Origin of the sequence: Spiroplasma sp. DGKH1 (genome assembly GCF_040940205.1) — a bacterium.
In the GTDB taxonomy this organism is placed as follows: domain Bacteria; phylum Bacillota_I; class Bacilli_A; order Mycoplasmatales; family Mycoplasmataceae; genus Spiroplasma.
Genome location: NZ_JASTWG010000005.1, coordinates 116,139 through 129,825, shown reverse-complemented (window position 1 = coordinate 129,825; position 13,687 = coordinate 116,139). Strand labels below are relative to the sequence as shown.

Genomic DNA, 13,687 nt, shown 5'->3' with positions numbered 1-13,687 from the left:
AGGAATGAGTCCTGTTGAATACAGAAAATCATTCCTATAACTTATTTTTAATATGTCTACTTTTCTTGACATATTCAGAAAACTACTTTTTTAAATATGTTATTTTCCGGGTTTTCCCAGTAATTTAAACATATTAGTTTTATATATTTCAACTCCTGGTTGATTAAACGGATTAATTTTTAATAAATACGCTGACATTGCACACGCTTTCATAAATCAATATGATAAGTAACCAAACATTTTCGCATCCATTGTCGCAAATTCTAAAATGATATTTGGGACATTACCACTCTGGTGGTGGGCATCAACAACCCCGGCCATGGCAATGGTATTTACACTATGTAATGTTTTACCAGCTAAGTAATTTAAACCATCTAAATTTTCTTGGTCAGCTGTTAGTACTAAATCACCATTTGGTTTATTAATTTTGATCACTGTTTCAAAAATAATATTTTTAGTACCTTCCTGAATGAATTGTCCTAAGGAGTGTAAATCAGTAGAAAAGATACATGAGGTTGGTAATAACCCTTTCCCATCTTTACCTTCTGATTCTCCAAACAGTTGTTTTCACCATTCATTCAACATTTGGAATTGTAATTCATAACTAACTAACATTTCACTTTGATAGTGATCACGGGTATTTAATAAATACCGTGCTAATGCATAGCGATATGCCTCGTTAGTTAAATCAGCGCTTAAAGTATCTTTGTAAGCTAAATTTGCTCCCGCAAAAACTTCATCAACATTCACACCGGCTACTAGCATTGGAAAGATTCCAACTGGTGTTAACACCGAATATCGTCCCCCAATGTCATCAGGAATAATAAATGTTTGATAGCCTTCTTGGTTGGCAAGTTCCTTTAAGGCACCCTTTGTTTTATCTGTCACAGCAACGATTCTGGTTTTGGCAACTGCTTTACCCTTCTTTTGTTCTAATAAATCTTTACATAAGCGAAAGGCAATTGCTGGTTCTGTTGTTGTTCCAGATTTGGAAATAACACAAATTCCAAATTCCTTATTTTTTACATAATCTAAAACTTGTTGAGTATATGTCGATGACATCGTATTGCCAAGATATATAATCTCAACTTGTGGTTGATAATACAGTCCATTAATCATTTCAATTGCAGCACGTGAACCGAGATAACTTCCCCCGATGCCAATAACTAACAAAACATCAATTTCTTTCGTCAATTCACTTGCTACTGCTTTCATTTTTGCTAACTCTGCTTTATCGTAATTAAGTGGTCATTCAACTCATCCTAAAAACTCATGGCCCACACCTGTCTTATCATGGATCATTTGATGAATCGCAGCTATTTGTTGGTTATATTTATTAAAATCTAATTCTGATATTGCATTTGTTAAATCTGTTTTAATCATTGTTATTTGATACGCTCACTTCCTAATTTTAAACTTTCAATGAAAACTCACTAATTAGGTATTAATTATTAATTATTATTTGCTAGTTAATGAATTAATTTTTTCTTTTAATGGTTGAAAACCAGCGCCAGTTTCTTGAATCTGGCTATTTGTCTTCTTTAGTAATTCTGGTCGACAGTTTTTATAACTTAATTTTACTTGCTTTTTATCAGCATCAAAATCTAATACCTCAACTTCAACTTCATCACCAACATTAACAAATTGTTTCATGTCTTTGACAAAGAAGTCTGAAAATTCTGAGATATGAATTAAGCCAGTTGCATCTTTTAATTCACAAAATGCTCCAAAAGGTGTAATATTAGTAATTTTAACTGTAACTACTTGTCCTTTACTATACATAGTGTTATATTCCCCTTTCTATTGTCTCATTATACATTTATATTTAGGAAAATTATTTTTTAATTATTACAATTTTTTATATAAATTCCCAGTCAGAAATATCAAAATTGTCAAATTATTTTCTAAATTTTGCTAAAATTATCTAATTTAGAAAATTTATGCGATATAACTCATTTTTTTCTTCAATATTGTCCCCACCATTATCATCTGGTTTCTCTTCTTTATAAGAATCCGTATAATCACAATCCGGATAATTAGTACATGCTTTAAAACGTTGATTACGTTTGTTAAATTTTAAAATAATTTCACCAATGCCACACTTTGGACAAGTCCCAAACTTTGGTCCTGTCTGGTGAATATAGCGACATTTTGGAAACCCCGAACAAGCAATGAATTTCCCATATTTTCCATAACGGTAAACTAAGTCATTGCCACATTCCGGACAAATAATTCCCGCTTTTTCAACTGGAATTTCTTCCATTAAATTCATCGCATTTTCAATCCGTGGTTCAAACCGTTCTCAGAATTCTTTTAATAGTGGTTTGGGCTCACTTTCTCCTTTTGAAATAACATCTAAGGTTTCTTCAATTGAAGAAGTATACGATTCATTAATAATATCATTAAAATATTCTTGTAATTTGTCACTTGTTAAGATCCCACGTTCCGTGGCTTTAATTGCTTTATTTTCAATCATAATATAACCACGATCACGTAATGTTTTCATAATAGGAGCATAGGTTGAAGGACGTCCAACCCCGATTTCTTCTAAAGTTTTAATTAATCGGGCTTCTGAATAACGGCTTGGTGGTTTGGTAAAATGACGAATTCCATATAATTCATTTAAATTAATGAATTGACCAATTTTTAATTTTGGTAATTTTGCAAGATCTTCATCATCATCTAGGGACACCGCTTTTAAAAACCCTTCAAAGATTACAACACTACCAGTAATTCGAAATTCATAATCATTATTTAATAAGATAATTGTTGTTCCTAATAATTTTGCGCTGGCCATTAAACTAGCTAATGCCCGTTGATAAATTATTTTATATAACCGCCATTGATCACGTGAAAGGTACTCTTTCGCTAAATCAGGTGTCATTGTTAAATCAGTCGGACGAATTGCTTCATGGGCATCTTGGACATTTTTCTTTTTTCGGGATGGTTGTTTAACTTCTCCGAGATATTCTTTTCCATAGTTAATGGTAATATAGTCAAAAGCATCTTGAACAAATTTTTCGCTTAACCGAATTGAGTCTGTCCGTGGATAGGTAATAAACCCAACTAAATCATCCTTAACTTTAATTCCTTCATACAATTGTTGGGCAATCATTGAAGTTTTATTTGATGGGAACCCCAGCTTACTACTTGCTTCTTGAAGCATTGTTGAAGTAGTGTGCGGATTAGGAGATTTTCGTTGGCGTTCACTCTCTTTAATATCCACAACTTCATAGTCTTTTTGAAGAGCAGCTTTTACTTTTAAAACTTCCGCTTCATTATTAAGCTCAATTTTTTCATTTTGATACTTAACTAATTTAACAACAGCTTTTTTATATAACCCCTCTACAGTTCAATATTCTTTGGGAACAAAATTTTGATATTCTTTTTCGCGCTCGACAATTAATTTCAAAGCTACTGATTGTACCCGTCCAGCTGATTTTGATTTAATCTTTTTTTGTAATAACTTACTTAACCGAAATCCAATAAAACGGTCTAAAATGCGCCGTGCTTCTTGGGACTTAACTAAGTTCATATCAATATCAGTTTGATATTGGAAAGCTTCTAAAACAGCATCTTTGGTAACCTCGTTAAAACGTACTCTTCGTGATTTATCTTTACATGCTAAAACTTCATTTAAGTGATAAGCAATTGCTTCGCCTTCCCGGTCCGGGTCGGTTGCCAGGATAACTAAATCGGCTGATTTAGCTGCAGTCTTTAATTCTTTAACTTTTTCTTTTTTCCCACGTTCAATTTTATAAGTTGGTTCAAAAGTTATAATGTCAACTCCAAGCCCAAATTCTCCTTTGGTCGATAAATTTCGAATATGGCCTTCTGAAGATAAAACAGTATAACCTTCTCCTAAATATTTTGCAACGGCTTTTGTTTTCGTAGGTGATTCCAGAATAACTAAGGTCCCTGCCATTTTTATACACTCCTTTAAAACTCAAAATAATCTACATACTCTATTATACATAGATTTTAAAAAAACAAACTATAAATATTTATAGTTTGTTTTTAATTGACATAATCATTTGATTTCATCCACTATTAATCTTATCAATTGCAATTTGGAATTTATCATGGACCGCCGGTACTTCAAAATATAAAACAATTAAAATTGCAACTAAAACAGCAAGGGTTAAAATTACAGCTAAGGATATTACCAATGCTTTTTTGTTAATTTTTCGTGGTTGTTTTAATTTTGGTTGTTTGATTTTTTGGGTTGGTCCATTAATATCATAAAAATTATTTAATAATTTAATATATTGTTTATCCGTTAATCCGAATTGTTCCATTACATCAAATTGTCCAACTTTATTATGTCCATATTCATCAAACATATATTCATAAACTTCTTGGGCACTAACTTTTCCAGTTGGTGTTTTTAAAGTAATATTCTTATAAGTTGTAGCCAGGGGGTCAGTATTTTCAACACCCTCTTCGGTGGCAACTGCTTCCATAATTTCACTTAATTCATCATTTAAATTTGGATTTTCTTGGTAGTAATCTTCATTATCATAACTTTCTTGATAACTATGTTTATTATCTAAAATCTCTACCTCAGGCATTTCTTCAATTTTAGTAAACTTTTGGATATCTTCTCTTAATTCATCATCTGGTTCATTTGTAAACTCGTGGTCTTCAAGATCATCAATCACACTGGGATCAAAAAATAAATGATCTTCTTCATTTTCCAACGGAGTTTCTATTATTTTTGGCGTTACTAAAGGAATGGCCATATCACTTAAATTTTCATCTGTTGCTGGTGCCGTTGAAACTTCAGCTGCTAAAGAGTGCTCTTTCTTAACATTATCTGTTGTTAAACTACTAATTGGCGTTGCTGGTTCTGATAAATTAGCTGCTTTAATTAATTCTTCATTATGTTTCACCGCATTGTTTAGGTTATTAATTGAGTTGTTTAAAGTTGTTATTAATTTATCATATGAATCATGCTCTGCACTAAATCTATTTTTAGGGCGATTTCGATTAACAAACTCATCTAAAATTTCTGAAATATGAATTGCTCAGTCATATTCATCTTTGGGATTATAAGATTTAACCTTTGGCTGATAGGGTTCGGGAACCGACGCATACATTCTTTCATTATTTATCCCAATATTATGTGGTGGTAACATATTAGGATACTGAGCAAATTGTTGATACTGGTTCGGTTGGTAGCCAGTAAAATTATTTAACACCATTGGATTCGGAAATGGTGGTATCATTGTTGGTTGTTGAAATGCTACTAATGGTGAATAAGGCTGTGGTTGCAGATTTTGCGGTTGCAAGTACTGGGGATATTGATATTGTCCTGGCATTGGATATTGATGATAATAACCATAATTTGCACCAACATTAAAATGCCCCTGACAATTTGGGGAACAATAAAAAAGATTGTTATTCATGCCCATTGAATTCATTTTTTTCACCCTAACTTTTATACTATTTTGACCATATATTACATATATATTTTATCATAAAAATCTAAATTTTATTGGTTTGATCCTCGAAATTTTTTAGGCAAGGTTAAATGTTAAGAATTAATTTCTCTTAATTTTAAACAAAGATCTTCAATAATGCTGATTAAGCAATAATTTTTTTGCAATTTTTTGCGCTTGAAAATTAATGATTAATTCATATGTTAAATTCCCAATAATATAACTTGTGAAAATAATTTGCAATAACATCACAATCCCCATCCCTTTGATATAATCTTGGTTCAGTCAAATTAATAAATCATTGACATTAACGGGAGGAATTACATTAGAATTACTTATTTTAGCATTAAAATAAGCAACAAAATTAATTAAACTTGTTAAAAAATAAAGACTTAAACTAATAATAATGACACTACAAATTATTTTAGTAAGGTTAAAAAGTAAACTTTTTCAATTCTGACTATAAATATTAATAAATAGTATAATTCCCAACCCAGCTAAAACTAAAAAATTAAAAATGACAATAATTATAGCAAGAATATAAATAATATTATTGGTAACTAAAACATACTTTTGCTGAAAATAATGATAAAAATCTCATAATTTTGGGGATCACTGAGCAATCCCCGCAACGAAAATAAAAATTACTAGCAACAGGTTAACAAAACTAAAAAATAAAATAGTTCAATTTATTAGTTGCTTTCACATTAAAGCGCCATAAACTTTTGAAATAAAATTAGCATTATTTTTTTGGGAATCAATTTTTGCAAATGAATATTTATTAATTCTTAAAAAATTAACCTTATGTAAAATAGTTGGATCTTGTTCTATAGTAACAGTTAAATTTAAAATTTTTAATAAGGAACTACAAAAAAGATGCTGGTGATGATATTGAATAAACTGGTTATTAAATTTAAAAATTAAACTCTCGTGGTATTTTATCACCCTAGCTTGTAAGTCAGCCCGTTCAATTTGATCAAAAAAATTACCCATGGTATCATCTGTAAAATATAACATTAATTTTCAGCGTTTAAAATATCAAATCCCACAAAAACCACAGAATAGTAAACCACTAATAATTGTTAATAATAAATGGCAAATAAACCGTGATGAATATGATCAAGTTAACGGTGGGTTACTAATAAAATAGAAGTTAGAAGTTGTAAATAATAATATAATTTCAACTGTTGGGAAGATAATTATCATTGGTAATGAAAAATAAATCACATAATAAAGGTTACTTTTTAAAATAGTGGTTGCTTTTTTAGTTGATTGAAAATTTTTTCAATAAAACATTCCTACCACAGCAGTACTAAAAATTACCAAACAAAGGTTTGTCCCAATAAAATACTTAAATACTTCTAATTCTCTCACCATCTGGGTTTTCCTCTTTTCTAACTTATTTTAAAAGTAATATGGGTTCCCGCCACACTTTTGCTATTATCAACCGTTAATAAACTATTATTACTTTTACTAATTCAAACATAAGCATAATTTAAATTACCATGTTCAGCGGTTTTTCATAAATTAACTAATGGGGTTGTTAATGGCCATGCATCATCAGCATTTGGTTGGTAACTTTTTTTAATAACAATTTTAATATCTTGACTAGTTAAAAAATGGGAATTATGCACATGGGCAATATGGGCCGCCAAATAAGCTCTTGTATCCTCAATGACATCTTGAACTAAGGTAGTTTTAGCATAAGTTTTTGGTAACGGCTTTCAGTCAATATAGCGTCAATCATTGGTATTAAAATCACTACCATCAGTGGTAACTTTTCAACCTGTTAAGAAGTTAGTAGTATGAAATTGTAACCCTTTTGCCCCCAATTCTTGCTGAACTAACACTTTATCAGTAGGATTAAAAACTAAATTGGCATTATCTTCTTTAAAAGTAAGATAATTAGTTAAATTTTCTTGATAGTTTTGATAATTAATTTTAAATAAATTCCTTGGTAATTCCAACTTATTATTAATTAGATTTTGGCTTTCCAAATATGTTTTGATTTCTAAATTAGCTGCTTCGCTCGTAATAATCCTATTATAATTATTAATAAAAGTTGTTAATAATTCTGCGGCATTCAATTTTAGAGGATGGTCATTATAAACATAAGTGGCATTTTTGAAAACATCTAAATTTGAAAAATCAATGTTCTTTTCAAAATGAATTCATTTTTCATTTTGATAATGACCATATTCTGAGGGAGTTAGATGTACCGTAAAATTAAATATTGGAGCTAAGTTATTAATATCATTAAAGTTAATTAATAATTGGGGATTAACTGTCGTTTGATTACCATAATAAATATCAGCTTTAATTTTTAACAAGTCTAACTGGGGAAGATTTTGACTAATAATCGCTAGCACATGGTCGCGTAAACTACCAAACTTCCCATTGCTGGCTCCTAACAACTGGTCAATTGTTCAAGAATGCTTTGTTAAAATTTCTGAATTAATTGTTGCTAAGTCAAAAATATCAGCTTTCGCAGTTGGTTGCTGACAGCTAATTACTGGTAAACTAGCAGTTAAGGTAAAATTTAAGGACATTAAACTTAAAAGTAATCTTTTCATAATACCTCCTTAAAAAGTATCAATATACATAAATAACTCATAAACTTGTTCCCCCACTGTTTTTTGGTAGTTTAAACCTGGCTGTAAAAACTTAACATCATCAATTGTAAAATCTTGGGGATATCATTTATATTTATTATCCCGGGTTGTGGTTCCAGCAAAACCAATACCATTTAATGCCCGGTTAATGTCATAGCGCTTGTTAGGATAAAGTTCAATTAACTGCATCATCTTATGCACTTCCTGAACTCCCGCTAAATAATTTAAAAAGCGGACACTTAAACGGGGTCCTTTAATATCCCCGGGATAAACTAAGAAATTATCACCGGCCTCAAACTCCGAACTCACTTCTCCTAATTTATAATAATCATCACGATAAAAATCATACGCCCAGCGAACATAGCCATTGGCTCCTACTTTATAAGCCAGTAATGGTCCTCAGACTTGTTCACTATTATCAGACTGTAAATATGAGGCTGGGAAATTATTTCAGGAACTGTAAATCATCGTTGAATTTCCAAGCAATTTACGACGTAAAATATTACTTCGCAACTTATAAATATTTAAGTTATTAAATTTTTGAACAATTTCTCGTTGTTGTAAAATCATTTGGTTATACTTGTTCAAAAAGATCTCCTGGATTTCTTTTTCGTTAAACGGATCATATTTAAATCTTCATCCCGCAAAAACATTTGACTTAATTAAATGATACTGATCATTATCATTAATATTTTTCATTGTTAGTTCATTTGTTTTATCCGCTAATTCATCAAATGAATCATAAAGCGTTATTGTTTTACCATCCGGAGTTTTGTATTCTGGTTTTTGGTAAACTTGGTGTCAATATTCAGATAAGGCTTTAATTAGTTTACTATGCAAAAATTCCAAATAGTTATTAAAATCACTCCCAGGCATTCCATTACCCGCATTAACTAGTGAAACTTTAAAATCACGTTGGGGACCTTGCGTCGCACTAGCTCCTTTTAAATACCAAAAACTAAAATTTCCAGTGTCCATTGTTGTAAAAAGAAATTGGCGATATCCTAGTTTCGCAGCTAATTTTAAATAGGCATCTAATCCTGTGAAATCAAATGTTCATGTCCAGTCCTTGTCTTTAATAACATCACTAAAGTTATTATTTTTAATGTAATCTTCATATTGCTGGTCACTTCATCCACTTTTTGATAATTTTCCTGTTCATTGTATTAACTGATGACTAAAACCAGTTCCATATAAATAAAAGTTATTTGTTCTTTTTAAGGTTTTTAAATGCTCAATTAAATATGGCTGATAAGTATCAGTTAAATAATAAGGGATATTCGTTGGACGAGGTCCAATTTGCTCAGCTGTTGGACTTGCATTATTTGTAATTAAATTATTGTTAGTTGCTTTTTCAACATAATTCATTGCATTTGAGGGATATGAAGTTGCACTAAAGCCAAATCGTTCACTAGGTTCTTGTTGGGAATCATCCATTACTAACTGATAATTTTTAACATTTAATTGGAATGGACGGGTTAAAGTAATATTTTGCCCGTTAACATTAAATTTTAATTCTAATTTTAAATTATGTAAGCCACTACGAGCATTATTCTTGGTATAGATACTAATTCAAATTGGTTGCACATCAAAACTTAAAGTAGACAACTTACTTGGACCAATGGCATCTGGCATATATTGGGTTCCTTGGTAAATATCTTTGTCACGACCAGCAGCATTATTATGTGCTTTAATAAATGTTAAAAAATTTGCTTGTGCTTCAATATTAGGATCATCATTGCCAATTACTCGGACTGATAAATCATTAAATTTATCCAAACTAAGTTTATTTAAAATGATTAACTGCAAATTAGTGTATTCATTTTTTCAGGTTGTTAAAGTGGGATTATCATTTTGACAATTAAATAAATTATCACGAATTCCATAAAATTCCGGTTGTGATTCAGCTAAATAAACAGAATAAGTGAATTTGGCATCTCCAAAGAAAGTATGAAAATAAACATTATCATCCTGTCCTGGTCCGCGATCTTCACAACCATACTGAAAATTATATTGGTTCTCATAACTATGATTACCACCACTTGCATTTGTAAATGGTCGTGCACAAGCAACTGTTAAAGTAGTTAAGGAACCAACCAACGTGGTTAGTAAAAAAGTTGTTGTTAAATTACGTAATGATAATGTCATCTTTGCACCCTCCTTTAAATCTTAAATGCTAAATGAAACCCAGGGGTTGATGAAATATTTAATAAAGTATCAGTTGCATTAAACATTTCAATTCATACCCAATGTTTTTTATCCCCTTCGGGACTAGTGAAAGTTGATAAATCTCTAATTGGAGTTGATAAATTCAATAATGTTGAGTCGGCATAACTATTCTTTTTAAACTGGACACTAAAAGAATTAGGATCAATTTCCTTATGATAAATATTATTAATAATTGTGACTAAGTAATTGCGCATTGGTACTAATAAGTCTTCTAAAGTTAAGTCTAAGGTAACCTCATAATCTAAATAACTATAATCATAACCATTATCTTTAATATCCTTACTTTTAACATTAATTTCTTGACCAACAGGTAAGAGAAAACTATTAGCTGGAAGTTTAAACAAAGCAGCCCGAAGTTTATCCGGAAGATAACTAAATAAATTATTAGTTATTGTAATATGATCATTATCTTCGTTAATTTCTTCACCACTTAATTTTAAATAGTTTTTTGTATCATCACTAATTAACATTTGGCCAGGTTGTAACCCCATCCCTAGCGAAATATCAACTCCCATTGTTTGAAATTGCTGATTAAAATTATTAATAATAATTTGGTTTTGCAAAAGATTATTTCAAGCTTTAACTAAACTATCAATACTATTAATGGGAGTACCATTATTATTTAAGCTAACTTTATCTTCGGCGGGAAAAGTCCAGGTTGGGCGAAAATCAAAATTAATAAATTGATGACCCTGGTACTTTTCCCCCACTTTTGTAAAAATTCCCACAGTAAAATATAAAATTAAGCCATCATTTTTAAAATCGGAAAAATCAATTGGTGTTGCTTGATAAAAATTATTGTCATTAATATTACCATAATAAACTTGAATATCTAAGGTATTGATATCAATTCAAGGAGCATTCTGACCAAGTGCTAATAACACATTGGTTTTAATCGAAGGCATTAAGCCATCATCATAACCCCGTAAACTAGTTAACGACCACAAATAATTACGAGTTAAAGTTTCTTTCGTAATTAAATATTTAATATCATTGGTATCTTTTCAACTGACAGCAATTACGGCATTGGTAACAGTTACACTGGCAGGAAAAAATAATAAAAAGACGGCCATTAATTTTTTCACAGTTATTAAACACTCCCCACAACGTTAATGTTTTAATTTATTTGATATGAACTTTATGATAACAAAAAAAATAAAAAAATGCAATCAATACTAATTGTGATTGCTGGTAAAGTTGGAATAAAGTAAGTGTTTGTTTAAGAGACATAAATTTAATGCTTTTTAGTATAAAAGCATTAACAAGACTGTATCTTTTTAAGTTATTCTAATTAAACCATGAATATTTATATTCTGCAACAACAAAAATGCAAATTATTAAAATTTGCTCCAAATTGTTAACTAATTAGTTTTTTGAACTAAGGACTTTTCTAATTAATTTTGTGATTCCTCTTTCTTTTGATTTTAAGATTGGAACTGAGCCTTGTTTTGGTTCATAATCATAATTCTCATTTGTTGGATGAAATCACATATTTTGACGATAATACTCAGTTGCCTCTTTTACTTCTTCAATATGTTCATTAATAATGAGTTGAATTGGATTTCATTGATTAACTTTAGCCATTCGCATCGATAACATATTACGAAAAACAATTTCACTATATGCTTTTGCTCCATAAGATTTTAATGCCTTAACATTATGTGAAATTTGTGATTCTGTTTGGCAACCAATATAATACTCATTCTGATAATTTCTAATGCCATTCGCATTTGTAGTAATATATTTAATTAATTCTTTAACCTTGTCTTTTTTATCCTTTAAAAATGGGTACACTTCTTGCATTTCTTTTGTTAAAAATGGTTTTAAGTAATCTAAGATATGATCAACTTCCCCTTTTCGAACAAAAGCATATAAATCTTGATAGATTGCTTTTTTCTGTGTTTCTTCTATTGTTAGCATTTTCTTTGAATCTTTACTTAATCGACGAAAATTAAAACAACGGTGAACTTTAGCCATTAAATGAAACTCATCTAAAATATAGTCTGATTTAAAATATTCTGCTATTTTTTTAATTCATTCAGCACCATCACCCATTACTATTAACGACTTTTCTGTTAAATCATAATTATTATTAATGAATTCTTTTAACAATTGCCGATATTCTTTCATCTTAAGATTTACATTTTTTGACATAACCGTTAACAATCGCTTATTTTGTAAAAAATGTCGTTTCTTAGTAGATTTTTGTCAATCAATTCCGGTATGCAAATAGGCTAATCGAACCATATTTTTATCAATCTTTTTATGTCTTTTAAAGATTTTAGTAAAAGTATCATCTAACCCCAAATAAATGTATTTGCTATCGGCTTTTATTTTATTATGAAGGGCAGTATGTTTAAAGTTTTCATTAATTTCTGCCAAATCAATACTTCTAAAAATATTAGAAACAGTCATTGGAGTAATTTTTGAATCTTTATATTTATCAATGATATCTTGATATCGTTTCCCAGAATCTAATTCCTTAAGAACTTTAATATACAAGTCAAAATGAATTCGCTGATATGGCTTTCGTCCCATTTCGGCATCTAACAAAAAGACAAATCGGTTACCACCATATTTACCATTTTTGTTTAATTTATTTGGATCATAATATTTAAAAAGTGTTCGTTGATAAGTAACATGTCCTCATTCTGTAATTGTTGTTATTTCTCTTTTACCATAAAGTTTATACCCGTTATACCCACCCGAATATTTATCTCGCAACTTTTGATCTCATTCTTCATAGTAACGTTTAATTTCATTACACATTCGTTCACTAAAATCATCTTTAATTTTAGCTAAATCATTTATTTGTTTAGTTACCATACTAAAGCTGCTATTTTCTGACAGTAAAAAATCATTAAAATTAATATCACCCATTTAGTTTTACCCCATCTTGTCTTAAATTAATTTTTAATAATTGATACGTTTATTTGTATACATTATACCATGACAAAAGAAAAACTGGATTTCACAATCCAGTCCTATTCATAGATATGTAATACTTCACTTCTTGTCATTAATGTGAATCCTTTACTAGCATAAGAATCTTTTCATTTTTTAGTTAGCTTTACTTCTCCTAGCCGAAGTTCTTTTTCAATATTAGATTTTAATTTGCCTTCATCATTAAAGTAAAATGTAACATAATGTTTACTATTATCTACTATCTTAAATTCAATACTTGTAATAATTCCGTTACCTTCATAAATAGTAAATGGGATAATTGCTGCATTTAATTCAGATAATAGTTGACATAAAACATCTTGATCAGATGTTAACTTGAAATCTGACAAGTAATGTTCACCTGATTTAACTTCTTTATCATTTTTATAATAAGTTACTGGGTCATAAAAAAAGTTATTGTATTCTAATTCATTCATAATAATTACTCCTTAATTTAAATTA

General features: G+C 29.8%; 10 protein-coding genes. All 10 read right to left on the bottom strand.

From position 1 onward, the window contains the following. Positions 1 to 99: 99 nt before the first annotated feature. Positions 100 to 1,383: a glucose-6-phosphate isomerase gene (locus QPK10_RS05150; protein WP_368486935.1), complete on the bottom strand. Its 1,284-nt coding sequence runs from the start codon at positions 1,381 to 1,383 to the stop codon at positions 100 to 102. Between the two features lie 75 nt (positions 1,384 to 1,458). After that, on the bottom strand, positions 1,459 to 1,782 hold the full coding sequence (locus tag QPK10_RS05145) for a S1 RNA-binding domain-containing protein (protein ID WP_368486934.1): 324 nt from the start codon (positions 1,780 to 1,782) through the stop codon (positions 1,459 to 1,461). Positions 1,783 to 1,924: 142 nt separating this feature from the next. Beyond that, positions 1,925 to 3,925: a type I DNA topoisomerase gene (gene topA, locus QPK10_RS05140; RefSeq protein ID WP_368486933.1), complete on the bottom strand. Its 2,001-nt coding sequence runs from the start codon at positions 3,923 to 3,925 to the stop codon at positions 1,925 to 1,927. A gap of 79 nt (positions 3,926 to 4,004) precedes the next feature. Beyond that, the gene (locus QPK10_RS05135; protein WP_368486932.1) at positions 4,005 to 5,423 is read right to left on the bottom strand and encodes a hypothetical protein; all 1,419 of its coding nucleotides are present in this window, start codon (positions 5,421 to 5,423) and stop codon (positions 4,005 to 4,007) included. Positions 5,424 to 5,543: 120 nt separating this feature from the next. After that, entirely contained in the window at positions 5,544 to 6,818 is a 1,275-nt protein-coding gene (locus tag QPK10_RS05130) for a hypothetical protein (RefSeq protein WP_368486931.1), read from the bottom strand. Positions 6,819 to 6,835: 17 nt separating this feature from the next. After that, positions 6,836 to 8,014 (bottom strand): hypothetical protein, encoded by a 1,179-nt coding sequence (locus QPK10_RS05125; RefSeq protein ID WP_368486930.1) that lies wholly within the window; start codon positions 8,012 to 8,014, stop codon positions 6,836 to 6,838. Between the two features lie 9 nt (positions 8,015 to 8,023). Continuing rightward, positions 8,024 to 10,201 (bottom strand): DUF4091 domain-containing protein, encoded by a 2,178-nt coding sequence (locus QPK10_RS05120; RefSeq protein ID WP_368486929.1) that lies wholly within the window; start codon positions 10,199 to 10,201, stop codon positions 8,024 to 8,026. Positions 10,202 to 10,215: 14 nt separating this feature from the next. Continuing rightward, complete coding sequence (locus tag QPK10_RS05115; RefSeq protein WP_368486928.1) at positions 10,216 to 11,367, bottom strand: hypothetical protein; 1,152 nt, start codon at positions 11,365 to 11,367, stop codon at positions 10,216 to 10,218. Between the two features lie 280 nt (positions 11,368 to 11,647). Further along, on the bottom strand, positions 11,648 to 13,162 hold the full coding sequence (locus QPK10_RS05110) for an Mbov_0401 family ICE element transposase-like protein (RefSeq protein WP_368486927.1): 1,515 nt from the start codon (positions 13,160 to 13,162) through the stop codon (positions 11,648 to 11,650). Between the two features lie 104 nt (positions 13,163 to 13,266). Next, positions 13,267 to 13,662 carry a hypothetical protein gene (locus tag QPK10_RS05105; protein ID WP_368486926.1) on the bottom strand — a complete coding sequence of 132 codons (396 nt, stop codon included), beginning with the start codon at positions 13,660 to 13,662 and terminating at the stop codon, positions 13,267 to 13,269. Between the last annotated feature and the right edge of the window lie 25 nt (positions 13,663 to 13,687).